This window comes from Photobacterium halotolerans DSM 18316 (genome assembly GCF_000425165.1).
Lineage (GTDB): Bacteria > Pseudomonadota > Gammaproteobacteria > Enterobacterales > Vibrionaceae > Photobacterium > Photobacterium halotolerans.
Genome location: NZ_KE384319.1, coordinates 138,906 through 164,970, shown reverse-complemented (window position 1 = coordinate 164,970; position 26,065 = coordinate 138,906). Strand labels below are relative to the sequence as shown.

The 26,065-nt window shown below is 48.0% G+C and carries 24 protein-coding genes; 16 read left to right on the top strand and 8 right to left on the bottom strand.

The genetic code is table 11. The features are described 5' to 3' along the window. Positions 1-66 precede the first annotated feature (66 nt). From H511_RS0110170 to H511_RS0110150, 5 genes are all read left to right on the top strand, one after another. Positions 67-1,899, top strand: a complete 1,833-nt coding sequence (locus H511_RS0110170; RefSeq protein ID WP_027252192.1) for an ABC transporter ATP-binding protein — start codon at positions 67-69, stop codon at positions 1,897-1,899. 51 nt (positions 1,900-1,950) lie between these two features. Further along, on the top strand, positions 1,951-3,141 hold the full coding sequence (locus H511_RS0110165) for a paraquat-inducible protein A (protein ID WP_036759443.1): 1,191 nt from the start codon (positions 1,951-1,953) through the stop codon (positions 3,139-3,141). Then, a complete protein-coding gene (locus H511_RS23105; RefSeq protein WP_081669246.1) occupies positions 3,128-5,791 on the top strand; it encodes an MlaD family protein in 2,664 nt (887 codons plus the stop codon). Before H511_RS0110165 ends, H511_RS23105 begins: the two co-directional genes overlap by 14 nt. Before the next feature lie 163 nt (positions 5,792-5,954). Further along, positions 5,955-7,391 (top strand): 16S rRNA (cytosine(1407)-C(5))-methyltransferase RsmF, encoded by a 1,437-nt coding sequence (gene rsmF, locus H511_RS0110155; RefSeq protein WP_027252190.1) that lies wholly within the window; start codon positions 5,955-5,957, stop codon positions 7,389-7,391. Positions 7,392-7,755: 364 nt separating this feature from the next. Continuing rightward, positions 7,756-8,349: an FMN-dependent NADH-azoreductase gene (locus H511_RS0110150; protein WP_027252189.1), complete on the top strand. Its 594-nt coding sequence runs from the start codon at positions 7,756-7,758 to the stop codon at positions 8,347-8,349. A 92-nt stretch (positions 8,350-8,441) separates the two neighbouring features. On the opposite strand, the gene H511_RS0110145 is transcribed toward H511_RS0110150, so the two are convergent. Beyond that, positions 8,442-8,756, bottom strand: coding sequence for a DUF496 family protein (locus H511_RS0110145; RefSeq protein ID WP_027252188.1), 315 nt, complete (start codon positions 8,754-8,756; stop codon positions 8,442-8,444). 461 nt (positions 8,757-9,217) lie between these two features. Between H511_RS0110145 and cspE (H511_RS0110140) the strand changes: the two genes are divergently transcribed. The 10 genes from cspE (H511_RS0110140) (at position 9,218) to H511_RS0110090 (ending at position 17,859) form a co-directional block, all read left to right on the top strand. Beyond that, positions 9,218-9,427: a transcription antiterminator/RNA stability regulator CspE gene (gene cspE, locus H511_RS0110140; protein WP_027252187.1), complete on the top strand. Its 210-nt coding sequence runs from the start codon at positions 9,218-9,220 to the stop codon at positions 9,425-9,427. A gap of 380 nt (positions 9,428-9,807) precedes the next feature. Further along, a complete protein-coding gene (gene cspE / locus H511_RS0110135) occupies positions 9,808-10,017 on the top strand; it encodes a transcription antiterminator/RNA stability regulator CspE (protein ID WP_027252186.1) in 210 nt (69 codons plus the stop codon). 332 nt (positions 10,018-10,349) lie between these two features. Beyond that, entirely contained in the window at positions 10,350-11,765 is a 1,416-nt protein-coding gene (locus H511_RS0110130) for a tyrosinase family protein (RefSeq protein ID WP_027252185.1), read from the top strand. A gap of 59 nt (positions 11,766-11,824) precedes the next feature. Beyond that, entirely contained in the window at positions 11,825-12,139 is a 315-nt protein-coding gene (locus H511_RS0110125) for a hypothetical protein (protein ID WP_027252184.1), read from the top strand. Between the two features lie 188 nt (positions 12,140-12,327). Beyond that, positions 12,328-13,752 (top strand): exodeoxyribonuclease I, encoded by a 1,425-nt coding sequence (sbcB, locus tag H511_RS0110120; protein ID WP_036759440.1) that lies wholly within the window; start codon positions 12,328-12,330, stop codon positions 13,750-13,752. 286 nt (positions 13,753-14,038) lie between these two features. Beyond that, positions 14,039-14,581, top strand: coding sequence for a winged helix-turn-helix domain-containing protein (locus H511_RS0110110; protein WP_027252182.1), 543 nt, complete (start codon positions 14,039-14,041; stop codon positions 14,579-14,581). Positions 14,582-14,678: 97 nt separating this feature from the next. Next, complete coding sequence (locus tag H511_RS0110105; protein WP_027252181.1) at positions 14,679-15,020, top strand: CidA/LrgA family protein; 342 nt, start codon at positions 14,679-14,681, stop codon at positions 15,018-15,020. Beyond that, positions 15,020-15,697 (top strand): CidB/LrgB family autolysis modulator, encoded by a 678-nt coding sequence (locus tag H511_RS0110100; protein WP_027252180.1) that lies wholly within the window; start codon positions 15,020-15,022, stop codon positions 15,695-15,697. The genes H511_RS0110105 and H511_RS0110100 overlap by 1 nt, the downstream gene beginning before the upstream one ends. Positions 15,698-15,935: 238 nt before the next feature. Next, a complete protein-coding gene (gene cdd / locus H511_RS0110095; protein WP_027252179.1) occupies positions 15,936-16,823 on the top strand; it encodes a cytidine deaminase in 888 nt (295 codons plus the stop codon). 127 nt (positions 16,824-16,950) lie between these two features. Continuing rightward, a complete protein-coding gene (locus tag H511_RS0110090; protein ID WP_027252178.1) occupies positions 16,951-17,859 on the top strand; it encodes a DMT family transporter in 909 nt (302 codons plus the stop codon). Positions 17,860-18,066: 207 nt separating this feature from the next. Here H511_RS0110090 and H511_RS0110085 read toward each other — a convergent pair whose 3' ends face one another. From H511_RS0110085 to H511_RS0110065, 5 genes are all read right to left on the bottom strand, one after another. Continuing rightward, positions 18,067-18,468, bottom strand: a complete 402-nt coding sequence (locus H511_RS0110085; RefSeq protein ID WP_027252177.1) for a hypothetical protein — start codon at positions 18,466-18,468, stop codon at positions 18,067-18,069. A 176-nt stretch (positions 18,469-18,644) separates the two neighbouring features. Continuing rightward, a complete protein-coding gene (gene acnA, locus H511_RS0110080; protein ID WP_027252176.1) occupies positions 18,645-21,332 on the bottom strand; it encodes an aconitate hydratase AcnA in 2,688 nt (895 codons plus the stop codon). A gap of 116 nt (positions 21,333-21,448) precedes the next feature. Next, positions 21,449-22,096, bottom strand: a complete 648-nt coding sequence (locus H511_RS0110075; RefSeq protein WP_027252175.1) for a thiopurine S-methyltransferase — start codon at positions 22,094-22,096, stop codon at positions 21,449-21,451. A 223-nt stretch (positions 22,097-22,319) separates the two neighbouring features. Next, entirely contained in the window at positions 22,320-22,613 is a 294-nt protein-coding gene (locus H511_RS0110070; protein ID WP_027252174.1) for a hypothetical protein, read from the bottom strand. A 206-nt stretch (positions 22,614-22,819) separates the two neighbouring features. Next, a complete protein-coding gene (locus tag H511_RS0110065; protein ID WP_051288055.1) occupies positions 22,820-23,206 on the bottom strand; it encodes a hypothetical protein in 387 nt (128 codons plus the stop codon). Between the two features lie 333 nt (positions 23,207-23,539). Here H511_RS0110065 and H511_RS0110060 point away from each other — a divergent pair, with 333 nt between their 5' ends. After that, a complete protein-coding gene (locus H511_RS0110060) occupies positions 23,540-24,010 on the top strand; it encodes a SulA-like leucine-rich domain-containing protein (protein WP_027252172.1) in 471 nt (156 codons plus the stop codon). 139 nt (positions 24,011-24,149) lie between these two features. Here H511_RS0110060 and H511_RS0110055 read toward each other — a convergent pair whose 3' ends face one another. Together H511_RS0110055 and phnX are read right to left on the bottom strand one after the other, a co-directional pair. Then, entirely contained in the window at positions 24,150-24,554 is a 405-nt protein-coding gene (locus tag H511_RS0110055; RefSeq protein ID WP_027252171.1) for a hypothetical protein, read from the bottom strand. 657 nt (positions 24,555-25,211) lie between these two features. Beyond that, positions 25,212-26,024: a phosphonoacetaldehyde hydrolase gene (gene phnX, locus H511_RS0110050; protein WP_027252170.1), complete on the bottom strand. Its 813-nt coding sequence runs from the start codon at positions 26,022-26,024 to the stop codon at positions 25,212-25,214. Positions 26,025-26,065 lie beyond the last annotated feature (41 nt).

The window sequence follows — 26,065 nt, the reverse complement described above, 5'->3', positions numbered from 1 at the left end:
CCGTTAAAATGGCACCTTTGTATCGTAATAGGAATCGTTATCACTGTGAAAGGCTCAACGAATCAAATGATTAACTGGTCATGGTTGATAAAGCAAGCAAAACATCACAAAAAGAGGCTGATTGCTGCCAATATCATCGCCCTGATTGCCACGCTTATCAGCGTCCCTATCCCACTGCTGATGCCGCTGATGGTAGACGAAATTCTGCTTGATCAGCCAGGAAAGGGAATTGCCCTGTTAAACCACTTCCTGCCGTTAGCCTGGCAACAACCGGCTGCCTATATCATTCTGGTACTCCTGATGGTCGTCGTCATGCGTGCTGCCAGCCAAGCCTTGAATATCCTGCAAAGCCGCCAGTTTACCCTGGTCGCCAAAGACGTCACTTATCAGATGCGCAAGCACCTGATTGATAAACTGGGCCGGATAAGCATGCGTCAGTATGAAGAACGCGGCAGCGGTGGGATCACCTCTCATCTGGTTACTGATGTTGAAACCATAGATAAATTTGTGGGCGACACGCTGAGCCGCTTTCTGATTGGCACGCTGACTGTGCTCGGGACAGCCGTGGTGCTGCTGTGGCTGAACTGGGAACTGGGGCTGTTTATTCTTCTGGTCAACCCCGTTGTGATTTATGCATCACGGAAAATGGGAAACCGAGTTAAGCACTTAAAACGAAAAGAAAACCAAGCTTTCGAGAAATTCCAGCAGCGGCTGGTTGAAACGCTGGACGGTATTTATCAGCTAAGAGCTGCAAACCGTGAACGCGATTTCCTGAAAAACCTGAAAGAGCATGCTGATGGTATCCGTGATAATGCCGATAAGTACGCCTGGCAGTCTGAAGCCGCCGGACGGATATCTTTCCTGCTGTTTTTGATTGGCTTCGAACTCTTCCGCGCCGGGGCCATGCTCATGGTACTGTTCAGCGATTTGACCATTGGCCAGATGTTCGCGGTATTTGGCTATCTGTGGTTTATGCTGGGCCCGGTTCAGGAACTGCTGGGGATTCAGTTTGCCTGGTACGGTGCTTCGGCCGCTATGCAGCGTCTCAACCAGCTGATTGCTCTGGAAGAAGAGGTTCGCCCTCAGGCCAAAGTGGATCCCTTCTCCGGCCATAAACAGATTGCCATTGACATCAATCATCTGAACTTTTCTTATGATGAAGACAAGAAAGTCCTGAACGGATTGAATCTTTCATTACCGGCAGGAAAACGCGTAGCATTAGTGGGCGCGTCAGGCGGCGGAAAGTCCACTTTGATCCAGTTACTTCTTGGCATCTATCAAAAAGACAGTGGCGATATACTGATCAATGGCCATCCTGTTGAAGATGTCAGCTATGAGGCACTGCGGGAAAAAATGGCCGTTGTGTTGCAACAGCCCGTCCTGTTCAATGACACTCTTCGCCATAATCTGTCATTGGGTGCTGAGTATAGCGACGAACAGCTCTGGCAAGCAATTGAAATCGCACAGCTTTCAGATGTTACTCAGCGGCTGAGTGACGGGCTGGACACCCAGATTGGCCGTCAGGGGATTCGCCTTTCAGGGGGGCAGCGTCAACGGCTTGCTATTGCCAGAATGATTCTGACTAACCCGGATTTCGTCATCCTGGATGAAGCAACATCAGCACTGGATACTGCTACTGAAGCCGCTCTGCATACGGCGTTGAACCACTTTCTGGCAGACCGCACGACCCTTATCGTGGCTCACAGGCTCTCTGCAGTGAAACAGGCTGATATCATTTATGTGCTGGAAGACGGCCAGGTAAGCCAGACGGGGACGCACACTGAGCTGGTGAACACGACCGGCCTGTATCAGACCCTGTACGGTACGGCACAGTCCGGTGATACTGAACATCACGTTAACAATCCGAACCTGACAGTAGCCAGGTTCAGTTCAAAATAATATAGTGATGTCAGTTCAGGAAGTTAACGGTTCCAAATAGGATGGACATCAATGTCAACGGTAAGACTCTGCCCTAGTTGTGATTTACTTTTGACACCTAAAGTAACCGCCAGGGGACAAAGCGCTTTTTGTCCCCGCTGTGAATCACGCATGTACCGTGGTGGCATGCCATCTATTCGTGGCGATCTGGCTCTAGCTGTCGCCGGTTTGATATTAATCATACCGGCGCATCTCTACCCGCTAATTACCATTCGCCTGTTCGGTGTCATGATACCGGCCACCATACCCTCTGGCGCACTGACGCTGTCGTCCGATTATCCCGCTGTCGCGCTGTTAATACTGTTCTGCAGCACAGTTGCACCTTTACTGGTTTTTTTGTCGGTAGTCGGCGCTCAACTGGGTTTGGCGAAGCGCCAGCTCAGCCTCTTTAAGTACTCGATGTGGTGCATAGAACACCTGAAGCATTGGGCGATGTTTGATGTTTTTCTGGTCAGCTTGGGCATTGCCTGCTTCAAAGTTAAAGACTATGCCGATATCTATGTCGGCCCCGGTCTGTTTTGCCTGGTTATGATGGAAATACTGATGGTCATCATGCTCACGCGGTTTCACGTCAAACGGTATTGGGAAGCCTGGCAGCCTGAAACCGATCATAAAGGCCCGACATTGAAGTTACACTGTGACAATTGCCATCTAAGTCAGGAAGAGACCGATATATGCCTGCGCTGCCATAGCCCGATTCACTATCGTAAACCGTTTTCAATACAGAAAACCTGGGCTTACCTGATCACAGCGACTATTTTCATCATCCCGGCTAACACCTACCCGATATCAATATTTTTAAACAATGGTAAGCGGATTGAAGACACTATTCTCTCTGGTGTCGCGTCTCTCATCAATACAGGTATGGAAGGCATCGCCATTCTGATTTTCTTTGCCAGTATCGTTGTGCCCGTTGCCAAAATACTTGGACTTGCATTTATTCTTCTGTGCATCCACGGTAAAAGAAAGATCAATCACTTACACAGAATGAGGCTTTACCGTATCATTCAATGGATCGGTAAATGGTCAATGATGGACTTGTTCGTCATTGCTTTAATGGTCACGCTCATTGATCGCGGCCAGATTCTGGATTTTACCCCTGGCCCGGGAGCCATTGCCTTTGCGATCGTTGTCGTGCTCACCATGCTGGCAGCAGAAAGCCTGGACTCTCGCCTGATTTGGGATAATTATGACAAACAGTAAATACCCTCCACAGCCGCCTTTTGGCACCCCCGTCGGCCCGCAACAACCTCAACCGGTGAATGTCAAAAGGGACAGACAGATATCGCCGCTGTGGATTTTACCTGTTCTCGCTTTGGGGCTGGCGGCATGGCTGGTAGTTCAGGCTGTCAGCGAAGCTGGCCAGCGCATCATTATCCATTTTGAGGATGCGGCCGGCCTGGTTGCCGGCAGAACCATGATTCGTTATCAGGGCCTGGAAGTCGGCGTGGTGCGGGACGTTAAGCTTTCTGATGATCTGCAAAGTATCTATGTAACCGCTGATATCTACCCCGAAGCAGTACAGGTTTTACGTAAAGGCACGCGGTTCTGGCTTGTTAAACCCAAAGCCTCAATTACCGGCATCAGCGGCCTCGATGCACTGGTATCCGGTAACTACATTGCGCTGCTCCCCGGCGAAGGCGAACCGGCCCAGGAGTTTGACGCTTTAAACAGTCAACCCTCCGAAACACCCGCAGGCGAAGGCCTCACCATTCAGCTTCAGGCCCCCGATCTGGGTTCTGTTTCTATCGGCGCGCAGGTTTACTATAAAAAAATCCCTGTGGGTGAAGTCTATAACTACACCCTCAGCAACAATAAAAAACGGGTGTTGATTGACGTCCTGATCCAACCTCAATACGCCAATCTGGTGACCAATAAAAGCCGCTTCTGGAACGTAAGCGGTGTCAGCGCCAATCTCGGCTTTAATGGTGTCGATGTTCAGTTTGAAAGTCTCTCTGCTTTGATTGCCGGGGCGATTGCTTTCGACTCGCCGGACGAAGGTCTTCCTATCCAGCCGAACCACTTATTCCGGCTGTACCCCGATCTGAATACGGCAGGGCGCGGCATTGCTATTACCGTTGAATTACCTGATGACAATAACATCAGTGCTGGCGGCGCTCCGATCGTGTATCGCGGCCTGCAAATTGGCCAGATTTCTGATTTGCGTTTGGATCATCAGCGCAAACGTATTATTGCCCATGCTGCAATTGAGCCCAGCATGAGTGATTTACTGACATCCGGCACCAGCCTGTTGCTGGAAGAAGCCAACCTCTCCTTACAAGGGGTGAGTAATCTCGGTAACCTGATAAAGGGCAATTATCTGACGTTAATTCCTGGCGAAGGTGAACCTGCCCGGCACTTCCAGGCATTCACCCAGGAGCAGCTTGAAGAGAAACGTCCCGGGGCTGCGGTCATTCACCTGTACGCCGATAAAAATGTTGGTATCAGCCGAAATACGCAGGTGACACACCGTGGCATGGCCGTGGGAAGCGTCAAAAAAATCAGCCTGGAAAAAGAAAAAGTCCGCTTTGATATCATTATCAAACCCGAATTCACCTCTCTGGTACGAAGCCAAAGCCGCTTCTTTGTTGATGGCGGAATTCAGGCCGATATCAGTGCAGACGGTATCAATGTGTCAGTACCGCCAGCTGAGCAGTTAATCAGTCACAGCATTGCTTTTACCTCTGAAGGCTCAGGAAAAATGCGTAGCCAATACCCGCTGTTTGAAAGCCGGGCGCTCGCTAAACTTGCCAGCAGTCAGCAATCCGGCAGCACCACGGTACAACTTTTTGCCGATACCCTTCCCTCTGTGAACGAAGGTAGCCCGGTGCTGTACCGTAATCTTCCCGTCGGCAAAGTCAGTGGTTATGCGTTAACGCGTGACGGCGTCACAATAAAATTGTCGATTCAGAACAAGTACCGCTATCTGGTAACAGCCGACAGCGTTTTCTGGGATCAATCCGGTGTTGAAATCGAAGCTGGCCTGTCTGGGGTCAATATAAAAGCCAGCCCCATCACTTCATTACTCAAAGGCGGTATTGCTTTCGATAACATGAGTGGCATCCCCAACCGTATCGGTAAACAATTCAAGCTGTTCGGCAGCCTGAAAAGCGCGAAGGAGTTTGGTACGCTGATCAGCCTGACGGCAGAGCACGCCAAAGGCATTTCTGTTGGTACTGATATCAAATACCAAGGGGTAACAGTGGGTAAAGTGTTGTCGCTGATACCGGACTTTAAAACCGGTCTGGTTCAGATCGATGCGCGGCTTTTCCCCCGGTTTGCTGATGCTCTGACAAAAGATAAAACACACTTCTGGCTGGTCACACCAAAGGTGGATCTCACTGGCGTCAAAAATCTCGACAGTATTTTAAGCAGCTACATAGAGGTAGAGCCGGGTGAAGGAAATTACCGGCAAACATTCGCGCTATCTGAACAGGCAAAAGCAAGGTTCGATGGCCTGACCATTATTCTGGAAAGTGTCACCCGCGCTTCAATACGTTCAGGTACGCCCCTGCTGTTCAGAGACATACAGGTGGGCCAGGTCAGCAAAGTCACACTGGGTGATCTGGCTGACAGAGTGATGATAGAGGCGCACATTGAGCCGGGGTTCCGGCATCTGGTTCGTTCAGATACCGTATTCTGGAACACATCCGGTCTGGATGTCAGTGTTGGTCTGACAGGCGCCAGCATTCAGGCTGGCACTGTAGACAGCCTGATTCGCGGTGGTATAGCACTTGCGACCCCCGAAGGCCAGCCGCTTTCCGCGCCCGCTCAAACCGGGACGCACTTTCTGCTTCACGAAAAGGCCAATCCGGAATGGAAACAATGGCGGACCGCTATTCCGGCCGAATAATACCCGTCGTCAGCCGCCGGACACCCTGGTCGCCGAAAAAGTCTGGCAGTTGTCCGCCAGCCTGCGGCATCAGCAAGGCAAGCCATTAAGCTTGCCTTGTGCTTTTATCCTAATGCTGGTTTGTTATAGACTTGCCGCCTGCATTCCAACCGAGATAAAGCACGTGCATCAGTCCATCTACATTCCAGACGATTTTATTAACCTCATTCGCCAAATTCTGCCAGACAGTCTGGATATGGACAGTTTCCTCACCAGCTGCCGAACCCCGCTGCGTCGCAGTATCCGGGTTAATACACTAAAAATTTCCGTCGCCGATTTCTTGGCAAAAGTCAGCGACAAGGACTGGACCCTCACGCCGGTTCCCTGGTGTGAAGAAGGATTCTGGATAGAGTACGATGAGTCAGTCACTGAGTCTTTAGGTAATACCGCAGAACACCTGGCAGGGCTGTTTTATATACAGGAAGCCAGCTCCATGCTGCCAGTCACCGCTTTACTCACAAACAACGAGCAAATCGGCTGTGTGCTGGATATGGCGGCCGCGCCCGGTTCTAAAACAACGCAAATCGCGGCCTCAATGCAGCATAAAGGCGCACTGGTTGCTAACGAACTGTCCGCCAGCCGCATCAAGGTATTACACGCCAACCTGCAGCGCTGCGGTGTGTCTAATGCCGCAATTACACATTTCGATGGGCAAATATTCGGTAGCTGGACCCCTGAAGCGTTTGACAGCATTCTTCTGGATGCCCCCTGTTCAGGCGAAGGTGCAATCCGTAAAGACGAAGACGCCATGGCAAACTGGAGCCTGAAGCACATTGAGGACATTGCAGAGATTCAGCGCGGGCTTATTGTCAGCGCTTTTCAGGCGCTGAAACCCGGCGGGGTGATGGTGTATTCCACCTGCACGCTTAATCATACTGAAAATCAGCAGGTGTGTTTATTTCTCAAAGAAACCTTTGGCGATGCAGTGCAATTTGAAACCCTTGCTGACTTATTTGACGGTGCCGAAAAAACCTGTACCGAGGAAGGCTTTTTACACGTCTTCCCACAGGTTTATGATAGTGAAGGTTTTTTTGTCGCCCGTATTCGCAAGCTTGCGGCCGTTGAAAGCGAACCGGCTAAAAAACGAAAAGCCAGTTTTCCGTTTTCTCTGGCTTCGCGCAAAGACAGTGAGCAAATCCACCAGCAACTGTACACAGATCTCAGCCTCAAACTACCGCCAGAGCGGGACGTCTGGCTGCGGGATCAGGAAATCTGGCTGTTCCCTGCCCGGCTTCGTCCGCTATTAGAAAACATCCGTTTCCAGCGTATTGGCATTAAACTGGCAGAAAAACATAAAAAAGGATATCGCTGGCAACATGAAGCAGTCATGACACTGGCTACAGGTAAAGAGTCAAGCTGTATTTCTCTAAATACTGATGAAGCCAATGAGTGGATCATGGGCAGAGATATTCGTCCGCAGAACCTCACCGGTAAAGGGGAAGTTATTGTTACCTATCAGGGTTTTCCTCTGGGGTTAGGAAAATGGGTTGGTAATCGCATCAAAAATGGTCTGCCAAGAGAATTAGTGAGAGATACAGGTTTATCCGGGAAAATACTCTGAATTTGGAGTAGATGGTCATTGATATCCATTATAGCAGTAGCCTTGACTGTCTCAGGGCTAAAACTGGCAAAAAATGCTGCTTGAACTAAGCTTGATATTGTAATTGATCTCCATTTATAACCAGTTAGCGCAAGGCTCTCACGAGCCATTCCCCTAAGCCCGAAACAGGAGTCGTTTCGGGCTATTTTTTATCTGTTTTTCAATCCTTTACGCCCTCAGACTGCTCGAATTTTTCCGAACCAAATCTTGCTTCATTCAAAATACTCGAACAACTTACACAAGTTTTTCAGCTTTTAGTGTTGTAGCCCGGCATTTATAGTTAGCCCAAGTTCATTAAAGAATCACTTATAGAAGGGACAGCATTATGTCTAAAGTTCTTGTTCTGAAATCCAGCATCCTTGGCGGTTACTCTCAATCAAACGCTCTGATTGATCATCTTGTCAACGTTAAAGCAGATAGCATCTCCACCATTATTGAACGTGACCTGGTTGCTCATCCGCTCCCTGTTTTAGACGGCGAACTGGCCGGTGGTTTGCGTGGCGGTGACAATCTGACCCAACGTCAGAAAGATACGATTGCACTGTCTGATCAGCTGATCAACGAAATCAAAACCAGTGACACTATTATCATTGGCGCACCTATGTATAACTTCAGCATTCCGACTCAGCTGAAAAACTGGTTTGACCTGATTGCCCGTGCCGGTGTGACTTTCTCTTACACAGAAAATGGGCCAGTTGGCCTGCTGACAGGTAAAAAAGTGATTGTCGTTTCTTCTCGCGGCGGCATGCATAAAGGTAACGCAACGGACAATATTGTTCCTTACCTGACCACGATTCTTGGCTTTGTCGGCATGACAGAGGTTGAGTTTGTTTACGCGGAAGCATTAAACATGGGTGATGAGCTGGCCGATAAAGGTCGTGGAGAAGCGAAAGCACAGATTGAAGAGCTGGCAATCTAACAGCGTCTCACCTTTGCAGACATGCTTACGAAAAAAGCCGCTTACGCGGCTTTTTTATTATCAGATACAATCAGTTATATTTGCTTATCCGCTTACTTTGCCGGACGGTTCGCCAGCTCAGTACGCTTATGTTCTTTCAACAGCTTGCTGGCTTCACGGCGCTCTTTTGATAGCTCAGCAGTGATGATGATGTGGTCATCAACACGGTCTTCATAATCCGCTTTCATGTTTTCAATAATGCTGACAATCTCTTCATGTGTCATATTCGGCTGAATGTAATCAATCAGGTTTTCCAGCAACTCGACGCGTTTGCGGTTGTCTCTGATCTTGCGGTCATTATCAAGAATTTCACGCTTAAGTTTATTTTTGCGTCTTGCAAGACGCACCAATTCCAGGATATTGCTCATGTTTTGTCCTTACTTTGAAACTAGAAAACCTGCATTACTTGGGTTATAACAGAAACTTGTCTTTCTTCACAAGTAAGATCACTCTTAATTCACTACACCCTGCATTTCATTGATCTCGCTCAGCGCCTCAAAAATCAAGATCATTTTTTAACCGATTAATTATACTATTGATTTTCTTTATTCCGATGACAGATGCTTTTCATTAATGCGACAAACTATGAAAAATAAATATGCACACTGTTTCTTGTTATGTGACTCACAATATACTGCGGAATTATTTGCTTTTGGAATACAAGAGCCTACTCTTTCTTAATACCAGTATTGATTTAGCTTAATGCGATTGCGTGCGGCACTTCCGTCAGGATTCATTCAGATGACTGTGGATAAGAGTTAGCAATTCTTTGGTGTTTCGTTAAACCATATTGGTTAGCTACGTAAGAGTAAGAGATTCAGGAGACAACATGTCTAAAGCAACAGGTACCGTTAAGTGGTTTAACGAGGAAAAGGGTTTCGGTTTTATCACTCAGGATAACGGTGGTGCCGACGTATTTGTCCACTTCCGCGCAATCGCCGGTGATGGATTCAAGACACTGCAAGAAGGTCAAAAAGTACAGTACGAGGTTGAGCAAGGTCAAAAAGGCTTGCAAGCAGCCAACGTAGAAAGACTATAAGCTAACATCACATTAGCGTAAAAGGGGCTGTGAAGCCCTTTTTTTGTTGCTGAAATCCGACCAGTTCCTCTTTCTCCTTTCAGGTAAAACCCTGAATCCATTTCACATTTCCTCACATTTGCAGTTATCTTCACAATTTTTCAGGATTTTTTGGGTATGACTCACTATTTGCTTGCCGTCTGCCTTGCATTATGGCCTAATAACTATGCCTATAATGCAACGCTATTTATGCAACAAAGTGAAAAGTATACTTCGATACACCCGCTTCACCTAAGCGCCGTTGTCCTGAAGAGCTACATCCTTGTCCATAAGTAATCCATTATGTTGGCATGAAGCACGCCCCCGGGCGTATTTATTCCTATATTTTCAGGAGACATCCTATGTCTAAAGCAACTGGTACTGTGAAGTGGTTTAACGACGAGAAAGGCTTCGGTTTCATCACTCAAGACAACGGCGGTGCAGACGTATTCGTACACTTCCGTGCTATCACTGGTGAAGGCTTCAAATCTCTGGCCGAAGGTCAGAAAGTGAAGTTCGATATCGAGCAAGGCCAAAAAGGTCCTCAAGCTGCTAACGTTGAGCGCGCATAAGCCCTCTTCCAGCACATGAACACGAAAAAGAGCGCCTGAGGGCGCTCTTTTTATTTCCTCTTATCATTCGCTGCAACCCACTCAACCCCGCTTCCTGATTACTTCACCTTGATGAAAAACTTTAGTTAAACCACCACATCAGCAGCACAACCAGTCGCTTTAGCTCATACATCTTAATCAACACTTTTCAATTTTATCTATCATAAGCACTCAAGTGCACTATAGTTGAATACATCTGTGTACAGAAAAGCAGGCAATTCGCCCCGAGTTCAGCCGTCTCCCTATTGCCTTCCGCTTTTTAAATGACAGAAGTAAGGAATGAGGAGCGAGAAATGACAACCATAGCGAAACTCAATTACCGCAGAAAACTGGCGGGCTTACCCCTGATCCGTTTCAACCTGTTACGTCTGAATCCTGAAGACATGAACGATTTACGAGACGCCTATGCTGCAATGTATGAAATTTCAGACATTGCGGTTGGCGATCGCCGTGGCTATTTTTCGCTGGCCCGAGGGCACGGATATGATCAGGATCTCTGTCACGATGATAACCGGGTATTCCTGACCTGGCACCGCTCATATATCTACTCGTTCGAAAAGGCCCTGAACACGGCCTTACAGTGGAAACGTAAAGATAAAGAACTTGAACTCACATTGCCTTATTGGGACTGGACACAGTTCAGTCAATCGACTCATGCGGCAAACGGCCTGCCAAAAGTGCTCAATGACAGTCAGTATAAGAATGCAGAAGGCATCCAGCTGGATAATCCCCTCCACCGGGCAAAAAGCCTGTATCGCATCACATCGCAGGGCCTGAAAGATGATGAGCAGTACACACAACGCTTCCCCGGTGCTTTTAAAAGCATCATCAGTCAGCTAAAAAACGATATTGAGCGTTACATGGACAACCCTAACTTTATGCGCTTTCAGGAAGATTTCGATTTTGGCGCCCATGGTGCTGTGCATGTGTATGTCGGTGGTGCGGGTAACTCCCCCTTACCACAAGGATCAGGTGACATGAGCTCAGTCATTTCAGCGGCCTATGATCCCCTTTTCTGGCTTCACCATTCCATGGTCGATAAAGTCTGGTTTGACTGGCAAACACTGCATCCTGATGCAAATATTCCGACATTCGTTCAACAGAAAGTTGTCTATGACGGGCGCATCGGGCGCGATCTGATTGACGCAGAGAATTCGCTGAAATACATCTATTCTGACAATTCAGTGGAATCCGCCATTGCAGCCACAGGCACTACCAATACTCTGCCGGCCAAATCACTCTCTGCAGCAGCGAGCCTGGCTAAAGAGCTCTCAATGGGACTGGTTGAAGGCGGCTTTGTCCGGGCGCAACTTGATTTCCTTCGTTTACATCCCCCCAAAGAGAGTTACGAAATTCGCGCTTACATCAATAATCCCGCCTGTAATGCTTCAACCGGTTATGACGATGAAAGCTATTCTGGACGTCTCGTCCTGTTCGGTCATGGTACCTGTCACGGTGCATCAGGACATTGTAATCCGACCATGGCCGTGCGGGACGATTACGATATCCGTACCAAGCATCCATTGCGTTACGAGCACACACGTTATTCTATTGATCTCACTCGCGGATTGCGGCGCTATATTGGCCGGAAGAAATCCGTCGATGATGTGAAAATCTACCTGCTTGTTATTGATGCGAAAGGCAAAGCTGTTCCACCGGAAACCCTCAAATATGATGGTTGCTCCCTTCGCACTTTTGCGAAGAAATAGCGATTGCCCTGTGGTATGTGCCTCTTGCAGCCACAGGGGTTAACTATAATCAAATCACCATGAAAATTACCGTTCCCCCTACCGCCGCAAGAAACGGCATTCTCCGTGTCTGGCTTCAACGCATCCCTGTTGACAGCCAGATCATTTATGCCTTTCGAACCCGCCCGAATACCGCTGATGAGCACCCTATCAGCCAGGCCCATATCTACGGCCGCGGCGAAGGCTCATCCGCCTCTGAGAAGGTCATGCTGCAATTCCCAATCAACCCGGGTGGCAAGCCCTTTCAGGCTGGCGAAGTCCTTATCCTTAAAAGGCGCAATACCGCGGCCGACGCCTACGAAGACATTCAGCTCGATGTCATTGAGGTTACATAACAACCCAAGATCCATTCAAAGCAACAGTCCTTATGCCTGACCGCTGCCGGTATGCGCTTGTTCGTCATCTTAAAATAATCCGTTCTTTCAAAGGTACAGCACGTCATCCATGCCAAAATCCCCCGCAGCCAGTGCAATTCTTTGGTAGAATGACCTCAGAAAACACGTTTATGCCAGTAAAGGTAAGAATGAGTAATAACGATAACCAGCCAACATTGTTTTGGCTGGACTATGAGACATTCGGTGCAAATCCTTCGGTTGATCGGCCTTGCCAGTTTGCCGGGGTGAGAACCGACATGGATTTCAATGTGATTGGTGAGCCATTGGTGATTTACTGCCAGCCCCCCAGCGATTACCTGCCGTCACCCGAAGCCTGCCTGATCACAGGTATCACACCGCAAGAAGCGATGGAAAAAGGCTTACCGGAGCATGAATTTATTGCGCGCATTCATGCCGAGCTCTCTAAACCCAATACCTGCGTAGTCGGTTATAACAATGTGCGCTTCGATGACGAAGTCACTCGTTATACTCTGTATCGCAATTTCTACGATCCCTATGCCTGGAGCTGGCAAAGCGGCAATTCGCGCTGGGATATGCTTGATATCATGCGTACTTGCTATGCGTTACGCCCGGACGGTCTGAACTGGCCAACGAACGAAGACGGGTGTCCGAGCTTTAAGCTTGAACATTTATCTGTTGAAAACGGGATCGAACACAGCAATGCACACGATGCGATGGCCGATGTGTACGCCACGATTGAGCTGGCCAGGAAAGTCAAAGCCAGTCAGCCCAAACTCTTTAACTACCTGTTTAACTTACGTCATAAACGTAAATTGCAGGAGCTGATCGATATCGCTGAAATGACACCCCTTGTGCATGTTTCAGGTATGTTTGGTTCTGAGTGCGGTAATACCAGCTGGATTGTCCCCATGGCCTGGCATCCGGATAACAAAAATGCGGTCATTTGCGTCAATCTGGCAATGGATCCTGCCCCGCTGTTCGAGCTGGATGCTGACAGCCTGCGCGAGCGGCTGTACACCAAGCGTGCTGATCTCAATCCCGGTGAGCTGCCTGTCCCGCTCAAGCTGGTTCATATTAATAAGTGCCCGGTACTGGCCCCCGCGAAAACACTGACGGCCGAAGATGCTGAACGACTGGGGATCGACCGGGCTCAATGTCTGGCCAATCTGAGCGCGCTGAAAGATAAGCCGCAGATCCGTGAAAAACTGCTGGCCGTGTTCGGTCAGGACAGAGAGTTTGAACCAAACGATGATGTTGATACACAACTCTATAACGGCTTCTTTTCTGCTGCAGACAAATCGGCGATGGATATCATTCGTGCATCTGCACCTGAAGAGTTGGGCAAACTCGATCTGAATGTGGATGACAAACGCATCAAACCATTGCTGTTCCGTTACCGCGCCCGTAATTTCCCGTTAACGTTAAGCCATCAGGAACAACAGCAGTGGAAGTATCATTGTCAGGATTACTTCGAAACCAAACTGCCAGCTTACATGCAAAATCTCGAATCTATCGCGATGGAACACCAAAGCGATGAGAGAAAGATGAAAATCCTGAAAGCTGTGTACGATTACGTAGGCAGGCTGGTGTAATTACACAGCCAGAATAACAGAAAGACAAATCGTTACAGAGCACTGATCTTGCTCAGTAATTTCGCAGCCCTGACCTTCAGAATGGTCAGGGTTTCTTTTTTCAGACACTTTTCCTGCTCCGGCAGTTTGAACTTCAACGCAAGGCCAATAACAATTAATAAGTACCCGCTTTGTGTCATGCGTCATGGAGGCGCTTGGCGACATAAGCCACCATCAAGCCAATGATGTTTTACTGCCTGATGCCATAGGGACAGCATGCCGACAGTAAATTGGAAAAGTGATTACTATGGCAACTGAGTCTCTCACCCGGTGTTATCGATTTGCCAGGGTGGATTTTGAACCCGATCTGCGGCTACTCGTCTGGCCTGATAAATCAGAAACAGCCCTGACGCTGCATGAGTCACGCCTGCTTGAAGCGCTGTGCTACTTTGCCGGAGAAGTAATAAGCCATAAATCATTGTCTGATAAAACATTTCTTCCACAAGATTCCATGTCGCACATACAAAAAATCGACCTGGCTTCAATATTCAACTCTCTTCGCCGTAAGCTGACTGTTAATGGCGTGATGGCTATTCCTATTGAGGTGCTCCCCCATTATGGCTTTCGCGTCCCTTTGCCGAAAGAGACCTGCCGCCATATCCATCGCTTCAGACAACCAGAGACGCTGCCGTCCAAACCATCACCACAGCTGGCGGCCACAACGGTTAAAACCCGCCGGCCCCATAGTTCAGCCACAGAACACATAGTAAAACACAGCCTGATGCATAAACTGTCTGTATTGCTGCTTGCTGCCGCCGGCCTTGCCATCGTCATCGTTTCAAACCTGTGAACTCGCTGACCAGGATAAATAGAACCACAAAGAAATGTGGTGTAGATCTCATCTATTTTGTATCATTGCGACACCATTCATCATCATCCTGACGTATATGAGCTATCTGCGTTCATTTGCAATCATTGCCATTTTTCTGATGGTCGGGAAAGGATTTCAGTCTCTTACCCAGATCCCCATACCCGGCAGCATTCTCGGCATGTTATTTCTCTTCACGGCTCTGTCTGCAGGCCTGTTGCCGCCCAACTGGGCTAAACCCGGCTGTCATCTGTTTATTCGCCATATGGCTATTTTGTTTGTGCCGGTGGGTGTAGGACTGGTCAATTATCTGGATCTGCTCAGAGCAAATGCGTTGCCTGTTCTGGTAAGCACCATAGGCAGCAGTTTAGTCGTGCTGTTATTTGTTGGCTGGTATGTACAGCGCAAGGAGTCTGACTGATGTGGTTAGCCGTTACACTGATTGTTTTTATTCTTGCCCGTAAATTATCCAAGCGCTTCCAGCACCCCATTCTTAATCCGTTACTTCTCTGTCTGGTAGTGATCATTCCTCTGCTTTTGGTACTTAATGTGCCTTATGACGTGTATTTCGATGATAACAAGTGGATCCATTACCTGCTGGAACCCGCTGTCGTTGCCCTTGCTTTCCCTCTTTATGAGCAATTACCGCAAATCCGCAGTCGCTGGAAGGTTATAGTCACGGCCAGCCTGTTTGGCAGCATACTTTCAATGATTACCGGGACAGCAATTGCCCTTGCTCTTGGTGCTGATTTACAGCTTACTGCCAGCATTCTGCCTAAATCCGTGACCACCCCCATCGCTATGGCGGTTGCTGAACAAATTGGCGGTGTGCCATCGCTGGCCGCCGTCATGGTTCTGATCGCCGGCGTCTTTGGCGCTGTATTGGGTTATCCGTTGTTTAAACTCGTCAACATTACCCATCCAATGGCCAAAGGATTAAGCATGGGAACAGTGGCACACGCGTTAGGCACAGCCAAAGCCGCTGAGGAGAATTACAAAGATGGCGCCTTCAGCTCACTGGCCTTAGTGCTTTGTGGTGTCATTACCGCCATACTCGCCCCGATCATCTATCCGCTGCTGTTGTCTGTCTTCCACTGACAACAAAGCCACCTATGGCTTCTTTAGCGGTCTTGCTGTGTAACGCCCTTACAACACCAGCACAGCCAGACCGCTTTACTGAGTATTTAAATACATACACTTATCTCATCAATCATGTGAAACCACTCACTAATTTGCAAATGAGATGAAATAAACAACCTCTAATGGTGACAGAGATCACTATATATATTCGTTTACGCACTACAATGCGTAAGTGAATACATTAAGGAGAATCAGTATGCGCACCGAAGTAATGGACGCTTTAGAGCACCTGCCACACACATTGTCACAAGCGCTTAAGCCTATCATTACCGCTCCGAGTTTTGATGCCACACTGAGCAAAGAAGAATTCGAACAGTTAATGGAAGACAGTCAACTCACGGATGCAGATCTGCGTATTCAGTTGCTGAAAGTGGCTGCGGCCTACTCGGTTGCATCTCTCTCAAACTTCCATGTGGGGGCCATTGCCCGCGGAAACTCAGGCCGCCTGTATTTCGGTGCGAACATGGAATTCAGTGCCACCTCTATGTCACAAACGGTTCACGCAGAGCAGTCTGCAATCAGCCATGCCTGGTTAAAAGGCGAAACGGGTATTACCGACATTACCGTCAACTACTCCCCCTGCGGACATTGCCGGCAGTTTATGAATGAACTGACGACGGCACAAAGCATCCTGGTGCAATTGCCGGAGCGTTCGCCCAAAGCGCTGCAGGAATACCTGCCGGAGTCTTTTGGTCCGTCTGATCTGGGTATCACCGAGCTCTTGTTATCAGACAGATCACATGCACTGAAACTCGAAACCGATGATGTGCTGCTGCAAGAAGCCTGTAAAGCTGCTGATAAATCACATGCGCCTTACAGTAAAAACTATGCAGGGGTTGCACTGAAAGCGAAAGATGGCCGGCTGTTTTCGGGCATGTATGCAGAAAATGCGGCATTTAACCCGAGCCTGCCACCACTCCAGGTGGCACTGATTAACATGAATATGGCGAACTATCGACTGTCAGATATTACAGAAGCCGCTTTGGTTGAACAGAAAGACTCTGCTATCAGCCTGCTGGCTGATACACAAAATACACTGGAAACCTTCAATCCCGATATGCCGCTCTCTTACGCTGCCATCTGATAACAAACTAAAAGTTCCTTGCAGCCGACAAAGCACCCTGTTTTGTCGGCTTTTTTTATCAATTAACAATTTCTTCTATGCACCCATCAGAGTATGATTCCAGATTATTTTTTCTGAAAGACACCTTATGACTCATCGACACAACCCTATTCAGGGCGCTTGCTGGATGCTGACAGCCGGAATGGCGTTTGCCGTGGTTAACAGCATGGCACAATACCTGAGTGTGACCTTCCATTTGCCCTCTACCACAGTCGGTTTGATTCAATACTTTATTGCGCTTCTTGTCATGCTGCCCTGGCTGCGCAATGTCGGTCTTCGTCAGGCTCTGAAAACACAACACTTTGGTATGCACTGCTTTCGCGTGTTTCTGTCTGTTATCGGTATTCAATTATGGCTGTGGGCTCTGGCGTACCCTGTTCCTATCTGGCAAGGCATTGCGCTGCTGATGACATCGCCTTTATTTGCCACCGTAGGCTCGGGTTTGCTGCTGAAAGAAACAGTCGGCTTTGTACGCTGGATGGCAACCCTGGCCGGCTTTGCAGGCGCGATGATCATTCTTGAGCCGTGGGCTGACAATTTCAATGCCGCTTCATTACTGCCTATTGGCGCCGCTTTCTTTTGGGCAAGCTATTCACTGATGGTGAAAAAGATGTCGCACCACGATTCACCGACAACTATGGTTGTCTACCTGCTGGTGCTGATCACCCCCTTCAATCTTTTTCTTGCTGCGCCTGATTTCACTCTGCCTGTTGGCCAGCACACCTGGGTCCTCCTGATAGGTGCCGGATTATTTACCGCCCTGGCTAACTGGGCCATTGCGAAGGCATATGCCGTTGCTGACGCCTCTTTTGTACAACCTTTCGATCATGCCAAACTGCCATTGAATGTGCTGGCCGGATTTATCGTCTTCGGATGGGTGCCGCCTGGACGGCTTTGGCTGGGCGCCGCCATTATTATCGCCTCAGTCGCTTTCATTACACAGTGGGAAAGAAGAAAACCGATGTTGCAGGCAGCGACAATCAATGAAACTGCTTAGCTAAAAGCTCGCCGAACAACTTGACGTTGCAGGTACACGGCAAGTCAGTGAAACCCCATACACACAGAAAACAGATAACTATGTGATTGGGGTGAGGGAACGCAGCCAACACCGCTGCGGCATCAAGCAGGACGGGCATATAGATACAAAAAAGCTGGCAACTCGCCAGCTTTTTTGATTCATTCTGATTTTTGGATTCACTCTGAATCAGAAACGCACTCTGACACCCATCGCCGCTTCCAGTTCAACATCAACATCTTCCACCATATACAGTGTCGGCCCGACTTCACCATACAGCTCAAACTGATTTACAGGCAGTTCCAGGCCAATACCGGAACGGATACCCAATTTGTCATAATGGTTATCAACATACTGTGCGCCAACAAAGGTATATCCCATGTTCAATTGCGGATTTCTTGTTAGTGTTCCCAGGTTAAACGTTTTATCCACCGCAAAACCAAATTCGTCCAAACCCAGCGAAAAGCGCAGGTCATTGTGTTTATACTGCACACCACTCATTGGCGAACCAAGAAAAATACCTGCTGATTGTGACGCCAAAGCAGACGTAGACAAACCGCACAACAAAATACCAATCAACGACTTCTTCATGTTACTGTCCGTTTTCCCTGAATTGCGCTCTAACGACCTTAGATTATACTGATAGAGCTATCTTTAAGCTTGTCACTCTACTGTATCTGCAATATCGCGGCAATACGAACCTGTAACCATACAAATGACAAATATTTGACATAACAACTGTCAAATAAATACAACCAGACGCATTATCATTCGGCAGAAATCATTGTTCTCAAAACATAATGCAAAATGCCTCCAGCCTTGAGATACGCCATTTCTGTTTGGGTGTCGACCCGGGCTTTAACGCTATATTGTGACTCTTGTCCCTGTTCATTGGTGATTTCCAGTGTCAGCATTGCCCCCGGCGACAAGGTATCAATGCCTTTCAGCTGTATTTTTTCCTTGCCGGTTAACGACAATGAAGCCAGTAAACCTTCAGGGAGCTCAACAGGAATCACCCCCATACCTACCAGATTTGAACGGTGAATTCGCTCAAAACTTTCAGCCAGTACCGCTTTCACGCCCAGTAAGCTGGTCCCTTTCGCGGCCCAGTCCCGGCTGGATCCTGTGCCGTATTCTTTCCCGGCAAAAATCACCAGAGGTATGTTCTGGTCCTGATACTTCATTGCAGCATCATAAATTGATAGCTCTTCACCTGTCGGCTGGTAAATGGTGTAGCCGCCTTCTTTCCCCTTGAGCATCAGGTTCTTAATACGAATGTTGGCAAAGGTGCCGCGCATCATGACTTCATGATTGCCGCGCCGTGAACCATAGGAATTAAAATCTGCCGGTTCAATACCCTGCTCCTGCAAGTAGTGTCCAGCCGGGCTGTCTGCTTTTATGTTACCCGCCGGTGAGATATGGTCGGTCGTTATTGAGTCACCAAATAATGCCAGAATGGCTGCATTTTCAATATCTTTCAGTGGCTTTAGCGGCTGCGTTATCTCGTCAAAATAGGGAGGAAGGCGAACGTAAGTAGAATCAGGCCGCCACTGGTACGTATTCCCTTTATTGATAGTGATCTGCTGCCAGATATCATCGCCGGCAAAAATGTCCGCATATTCCTGCTCAAACAGGCTGTTCTTCACTTCCTTCATCGCCTGCGTGATGTCTTCCTGGGAAGGCCAGACATCTTTCAGATACACCGGCTGACCATTGCTGTCCTGACCCAGCGGCTCTTTGGTCAGGTCAATGCTTGTCGTGCCGGCCAATGCAAAGGCAACCACCAAAGGCGGAGACGCCAGCCAGTTAGCTTTCACCAGCGGATGCACGCGACCTTCAAAGTTCCGGTTACCCGACAGCACCGAGGAGACTGTAAGGTTGGCGTCATTGATGGCTTTTTCGATTGGGGCAAGTAACGGCCCTGAATTCCCGATACAGGTCGTACAGCCATAACCCACCAGATTAAACCCAAGCTTGTTCAGATAGTCTTGCAGGCCCGATGCCTCAAAATACCGGGTCACCACTTTCGAGCCTGGCGCAAGGGAGCTTTTCACCCAGGGCTTAGTCTGCAGACCTTTTTCCACCGCATTTTTAGCCAGTAAACCCGCGGCTAACATGACGCTGGGGTTAGAGGTATTGGTGCAGGATGTAATGGCGGCAATCACGACATCACCATGAGTGAGTGAAAAGCGCTTGCCTTCGCTATCCTCGCCAGAATCGCCCAAATCGACCTCAATTTGCTGCTCCGGTTGCAGACCGCTCAATGCCAGCAAATCTTCCGTCGCAGTTTTGATATCAGGCAACGAAACCCTGTCCTGCGGGCGCTTGGGGCCAGCCAGGCTCGGGACAACCTCGTCCAGTGCCAATGCCAGGGTATCGGTATAAAATGGCTCAGGGTGGCTGGAATCCCGCCACATGACGTTGGCTTTGGCATAGGCCTCAACACGGGCAATCAGCGATTCACTGCGCCCGGAAAGGCGCATATAGCGCAGCGTTTCCTGATCAATCGGAAAGAAGCCACAGGTAGCACCGTACTCTGGCGCCATATTGGCAATTGTTGCCCGATCAGCCAAAGGCAAGGCATCTAAACCGGGGCCGTAGAATTCCACGAACTTACCGACCACCCCTTTTTTACGCAGCATCTCAGTGACAGTTAATACAAGATCTGTTGCCGTTACGCCCGGATGTAATTTGCCACTGAGATGAAAACCAATGACTTCCGGGATTAGCATAGAGATTGGCTGACCAAGCATAGCGGCTTCAGCCTCAATGCCGCCAACCCCCCAGCCAAGTACACCCAACGCATTGATCATAGTGGTATGTGAGTCGGTTCCGACCAGGGTATCCGGATACAGAACACCACTGTCCTGCCACACTGACTGCCCAAGGTATTCGAGATTAACCTGATGGCATATTCCTGTTCCCGGCGGGACGACACGAAAATTAGTAAAAGCTTGCTGACCCCAGCGCAAAAACTGATAGCGTTCGATGTTACGCTGCATTTCAAGTTCAACGTTTCGGGCAAAAGCCTGTTCAGAGGCGTAAACATCCACCATCACAGAGTGGTCAATGACCAGATCAACGGCCGACTGAGGATTGATGCTATCGGGATTTTTACCGGCCCGGGTCATGGCATCCCGCATCGCAGCCAGATCCACCACGGCCGGCACACCGGTAAAATCTTGCATCAGTACACGGGCCGGGCGGTATTGAATCTCTTTGTCTGAACGGCGGGTATCAAGCCAGCCAATCACAGATTGGATGTCGGATTCAGTGACAGTATCACCATCCTCAAACCTGAGCAGGTTCTCCAGTAACACTTTCAGAGAAAAAGGTAAGCGGTCAACTTCCCCCAAATGACGCAGTGCGGTCAGATCAAAATAATCAAAACGCTGACCGCCTGTATTCAAGGTTTTTTTACTGTTGAAACTGTCCTTTGAGATTCGTGCCTTCATTGCTCACCTCCGTCTTGGTCATTTTGACTATAGACGGGATCAAGCTAATGATAAAAATAGACAATAATCAGAACAGACAAGTGTGACTGACAACACAGTCACACTGCAAACGATATTCAGGCTGGGGTTTGGATGAACCAGACTTCTTCGGCAAAACGGCTTAAGCCCTGCTGACGGCGCGGATGTGATTCATCGGCATCCTGACGCCCGATATGAGTCACTTCGCAGTCCGCAAAGAGTGATCGCACTTCTTCTGCACGGACGCTGAACGGCGGCCCGGCCATTTCTTCCTGAATGTAATCCAGCGTCACCAGCATGATCTTTCCGCCAGGCTTCACCAGAGATAACAGACGCTGCACATAGCTTTGCCGCATGTTCTCCGGCATCGCAATCAACGCAGCGCGATCGTACACAGCATCTACGGGCTGAACAGGCGCAGTAAAATAATCACCGCAATAAATACGGACCTCATCAAACTCATACAGAGTATGCCCGTTACCTAATGATGTCACAGTCGGTAAGTACAAATGCTCGGCAAAATAAGCCCGGACAGCAATTTCACTTAACTCAACACCCGTCACCTGATGGTGCTTTTCTGCCAGCCAGGTCAAATCCAGAGATTTACCGCACATAGGCACAAACACAGTATCTTCGCGTTGCAGCCCTAATTTCGGCCAGTAATAAGGTAATACCGGGTTAGTGTCGTTTAAATGAAATCCGATTCGGTTCTCTGCCCAGCGGCTATGCCAAAATTCTGCATCCATCGACTGCTCTCTCTGTACTTGACTGACTTCAGGGCGGTATCAGACCACATTTCTGTATTGAGATCCAGCCAGCCCTGCCAGCGCTTCAGCATCGGCAGAAACGAAAAAAGGATGCCTGAGCATCCTTTTTCTTACCTTCGACAAAACAAAGGCCTGCGGTCAATTCTCAATTTCTTTATGCGAGCTTAGTGACAAGGTAACGCACCGGTATCAAGCACCAGCATCAACCTATGCGGAATAACTTGATTGAATCACGACGCACGGTAACCCCACGGAAGGTCACAGGTTCCAGTAACGTCATCAGTTGCTTAGACACAAAAAACTTACCGCCGTAGCTACGATCACCACCACGGTTTACCCAATCTGCAAATTCATCTGCCAGGTTGAACATTGAGTTTCCTACAAGTAAAACCAGGACTTTCGCAACTTCGCTGTCGTTGTGTTTATTGAATTCTGCGTCACGAACCTTCTTGCGGTATTCTTCGACAATTCTCTCAAGGCAATCAAATCTGCTCATATACACCACCACATAAAAAAGAGGTGCGGATACTACTGATGAATAGTGTTTAAATCAAGCCATCAGACCATGATTTTGGCTATTGCTAACACAAATCAACGCGATCAAAGCACGTTAACAAAATTTCAGTTAATAGAAGCGAGTAATTACCTAAGTTTCTATAACCATTGCTTTACTTTTATGTGATTTCATTTACCAGCCGATGGTTATCGATAATAATCCACCACTTGCACAGAAACAGGCATATTTTGCGGTGCTATCTCAAGCGTGAACTGATGCTGTCCCACCATTTTTAGCGTCCCACCGGACTCCCCCGTCACACTCACTCCTTCAATTTTCGTAAAAGGTTGCTCTGTGCCATAAAACATATTCACCGACAGAGTCACTTTCTGGTTGCTTTCGAGCCCGAAGCTGCATATTCCTGACGAACAGTACACATCCAGCGATTGTTCTTGTTGCTCGATGTGGTCAACACCTTTTACCGGTGTCGCTGAGACAGACAGAGCTTCACTACAGCCCGTCAAAAACAACCAGCCAGGTATCAGCACTATCAAGCATTTTGCCCAGCCACTCAGGCAGATTCTCTTTTCCATCGTTCACTCCAGCGACATTTTCTGATCTGTGTAGAGGAAAGAGTACTGTATAAGACACTGTCCATACATACTGTATAAATACACAGATAACAATACTGACATCAATAATCTGTTTAACATCCCCTCAAAGAGATATGATTACAAAAATTAAAAAAACAATTTAAATCAACATTTTATTTGCAAGCTCTGATATCTGAGAAAGCTAGACACCTCAGATTATTGTGAATCAGACTCAAAAAACACTTGCATCCCTTTACGTTCAAAACTACTGTATAGGCATACAGCATGTATAAATAAACAATAACATCGACTCTAGCAGAGGATGGAACTCTCATGACAGCACAATTAGACAGCATCCAATCAGTGACCGCTTCTCAGGTGTACAAATCCACTTTTCTGTCTCATTCTTCTTCCCTGAGTTCCAACCAGGTTCAGTATCCTATCGAAGTCAGTTTCTGCGATCATGAACAAGCCCAGCTCGCCTATTTGCTCAGACTGCTAAAACAGGCCAGTGAGCAAAACCGCTGGATTATGTTTATCGGTGCAGATGCGCTGCTGGATCGCCAACTGCTCAGCAATGCCGGAGTCGATATCAATAAAGTGCTGGTGTTAAAAGAGAAGAACAAACAATCCACTCAGGCGCTGATGGCAAAAGCGTTACACATGGGAAATTGTAGTGCGGTAATTGCCAGCGGGAATGTGCAGGAGTATTGCAACAAAACCATCCATGATGCGGCTGTTCATGGCAACTCAATGGCGTTTATCATCAATCGAACCCAGCAGGCCAATACTCTGTTGCATTGAAAAGCCGCGGAAACGATTGCTTTCGACTGAAATGAAAAATGCCAGGAATCGAATACATTCAACTGGCATTTTTCTATGCTTGTTTATCCATTACCTGTGTCGTCATCCTGGCGCAGACAGACACAAGCGCAGCTCAGGTTCAGGGCACCATTAAACGAATGTGCAACTGTTCACCATTATTGCCAATTTCCTGAATCTCACATTCTGCTTTTTCTGTAATCAGATCCAGCTGATCCTGATCCAATGAATATGGCAGGCGGATGTCCAGCTCAGAAATCTGTTCCATACGAGCCAGGCGCAGCAATCTCACCAGGTTATTTACATCGCTGGTATGGGTAGACAAGACTTTCAGCGCTTGGTTACGTAAGCGCTCGGTCTTACTGGCATCAGAACCAGGCGCTCTGCCCCAGGAAAACTCCAGGGCTGGCAGCACCACTTTAAACGCATCCCACAAGGTTGGTCTGTGATGACACAACACAGACAGAAATGAGGTGTAATCAAACACAATCTCTTTCGCTTGTTGGGCTTCAACTGAAGATTTCATAACTTTCCTTCACAAGAATTCAACAGCATTAATGTGCAAGCTAAAGTAAATTGGACGAATGCTTTATTTAGCGAGACACTATAAAGGCTTCGCCAATCACTTACTTTTTTATCTCTTCATTTTTTTGCGCATGATCGTGTTTTTTCTTGCTTCGCATCAATTAAAAAATATCGGAAAAACATTTAATTAACATGATTTGAACGCATTTTATACAACTCTTCATGCTTTGTAATTTTTCAGTTTTTGCTAATTCACTGCATTTGTTAACCCAAAAGCAACAAATTAAACACTTTATTTAAACCTTATGCCGGGTTAATGCCTCACTTAATCCAAATTAGCTCATGATTTAAATAAAGCAATTACTAAGCCAACACTAGCAACACGGGAATCAGCCCTTTACCAAAACGAAAAATAAAATAATAAATACAACAAGTTAAATGATAAACAGGAATGACGTGCTGATGAGAGGCGATAAGCGGAACGTTGAGATGTGTATTAAAATCGGGCACTTGCACCAATCTGCCCCATATTCAGGCATAAATTCAATAAACGAATTAAGTGCAACGACATGAATAAAGCCAGGCTGTTCTGCTCAGTAATATAAAAATAATGGCAAAAGAACCTGGCTTATTGGCTAGTTAACGATGAGAAACAGATTTAAGGACGCTCACCTGCCGCCAATCTGCGATTAATATCAGCAATGACATCGGGCAAGTCAGCAACCGTATCTATCTGATAATGTGCATTACAACCATCAAAGGCTTTCCGTGCTTTTTCTCTTGCAACGGCCAGTTGATGCTCAGACGCGGACAAGTATTCTTTTTCAGTCAGTCCGGCTTCATTACCCGACAGTAAAAGCGCGACAGTCCACATACCTGCATGGTGACCTTCTTCAATACCCGGCACTGAGTCATCAATTTTGACACAAGCGGCCACGTTACCGACACCAAGGGCAATCACATTTTGCAGCGCCATAAACGGACCAGGACGACCACCCGCAGCAAGATCATCGGTGGCAACCACATAATCCGGCGCAAACCCTTTTTCAGCCGCCGCTGGCAGCAATTCGTTCATCACAACTCTGGGGTAGCCCGAACATGAGCCCAGCTTGATACCCTGCTCACGAAGCCGGGCAACGACCTCTGTGGTACCCGGAATCAAGTCGGCATGATCTGCAACTTTTGCCACCTGTAACGGCATAAAGGTCTGGTAGATAGTGTCAATGTCTTCTCTGGTCATTGCTCGCCCAAACCGGCTTTCCCAGCGGGCGGCAACATCCGGTAATTCACCCACCGCCTTAATATGATCCCACTTCCCTAGCCCCATAGGAACGCGGGCTTCTGCCAGTGAAATGTCAAAATCGTATTCACGTTTGAACGCTTCAACAAAAATGGTGGTTGGCGCGAAGGATCCGAAATCAACAACCGTTCCCGCCCAGTCAAAAATTACCGCTTCTACTTGTGTATTCATCTTCCGTTTCTCGTTCATTTCGTGGCCCGTCGCTTCAGGCT

What these genes read in the sequence shown, in the direction of transcription:
- cdd (WP_027252179.1), top strand. Translation starts at nt 15,936, where the DNA reads ATGCGCACCGAAGTAATGGACGCTTTAGAGCACCTGCCACACACATTG.
- H511_RS0110100 (WP_027252180.1), top strand. Translation starts at nt 15,020, where the DNA reads ATGTGGTTAGCCGTTACACTGATTGTTTTTATTCTTGCCCGTAAATTA.
- acnA (WP_027252176.1), bottom strand. Translation starts at nt 21,332, where the DNA reads ATGAAGGCACGAATCTCAAAGGACAGTTTCAACAGTAAAAAAACCTTG.
- H511_RS0110090 (WP_027252178.1), top strand. Translation starts at nt 16,951, where the DNA reads ATGACTCATCGACACAACCCTATTCAGGGCGCTTGCTGGATGCTGACA.
- H511_RS0110170 (WP_027252192.1), top strand. Translation starts at nt 67, where the DNA reads ATGATTAACTGGTCATGGTTGATAAAGCAAGCAAAACATCACAAAAAG.
- sbcB (WP_036759440.1), top strand. Translation starts at nt 12,328, where the DNA reads ATGAGTAATAACGATAACCAGCCAACATTGTTTTGGCTGGACTATGAG.
- H511_RS0110085 (WP_027252177.1), bottom strand. Translation starts at nt 18,468, where the DNA reads ATGAAGAAGTCGTTGATTGGTATTTTGTTGTGCGGTTTGTCTACGTCT.
- H511_RS0110075 (WP_027252175.1), bottom strand. Translation starts at nt 22,096, where the DNA reads ATGGATGCAGAATTTTGGCATAGCCGCTGGGCAGAGAACCGAATCGGA.
- H511_RS23105 (WP_081669246.1), top strand. Translation starts at nt 3,128, where the DNA reads ATGACAAACAGTAAATACCCTCCACAGCCGCCTTTTGGCACCCCCGTC.
- H511_RS0110110 (WP_027252182.1), top strand. Translation starts at nt 14,039, where the DNA reads ATGGCAACTGAGTCTCTCACCCGGTGTTATCGATTTGCCAGGGTGGAT.
- cspE (WP_027252186.1), top strand. Translation starts at nt 9,808, where the DNA reads ATGTCTAAAGCAACTGGTACTGTGAAGTGGTTTAACGACGAGAAAGGC.
- H511_RS0110150 (WP_027252189.1), top strand. Translation starts at nt 7,756, where the DNA reads ATGTCTAAAGTTCTTGTTCTGAAATCCAGCATCCTTGGCGGTTACTCT.
- cspE (WP_027252187.1), top strand. Translation starts at nt 9,218, where the DNA reads ATGTCTAAAGCAACAGGTACCGTTAAGTGGTTTAACGAGGAAAAGGGT.
- H511_RS0110145 (WP_027252188.1), bottom strand. Translation starts at nt 8,756, where the DNA reads ATGAGCAATATCCTGGAATTGGTGCGTCTTGCAAGACGCAAAAATAAA.
- phnX (WP_027252170.1), bottom strand. Translation starts at nt 26,024, where the DNA reads ATGAATACACAAGTAGAAGCGGTAATTTTTGACTGGGCGGGAACGGTT.
- H511_RS0110065 (WP_051288055.1), bottom strand. Translation starts at nt 23,206, where the DNA reads ATGGAAAAGAGAATCTGCCTGAGTGGCTGGGCAAAATGCTTGATAGTG.
- H511_RS0110130 (WP_027252185.1), top strand. Translation starts at nt 10,350, where the DNA reads ATGACAACCATAGCGAAACTCAATTACCGCAGAAAACTGGCGGGCTTA.
- H511_RS0110055 (WP_027252171.1), bottom strand. Translation starts at nt 24,554, where the DNA reads ATGAAATCTTCAGTTGAAGCCCAACAAGCGAAAGAGATTGTGTTTGAT.
- H511_RS0110105 (WP_027252181.1), top strand. Translation starts at nt 14,679, where the DNA reads ATGAGCTATCTGCGTTCATTTGCAATCATTGCCATTTTTCTGATGGTC.
- H511_RS0110070 (WP_027252174.1), bottom strand. Translation starts at nt 22,613, where the DNA reads ATGAGCAGATTTGATTGCCTTGAGAGAATTGTCGAAGAATACCGCAAG.
- H511_RS0110060 (WP_027252172.1), top strand. Translation starts at nt 23,540, where the DNA reads ATGACAGCACAATTAGACAGCATCCAATCAGTGACCGCTTCTCAGGTG.
- H511_RS0110165 (WP_036759443.1), top strand. Translation starts at nt 1,951, where the DNA reads ATGTCAACGGTAAGACTCTGCCCTAGTTGTGATTTACTTTTGACACCT.
- H511_RS0110125 (WP_027252184.1), top strand. Translation starts at nt 11,825, where the DNA reads ATGAAAATTACCGTTCCCCCTACCGCCGCAAGAAACGGCATTCTCCGT.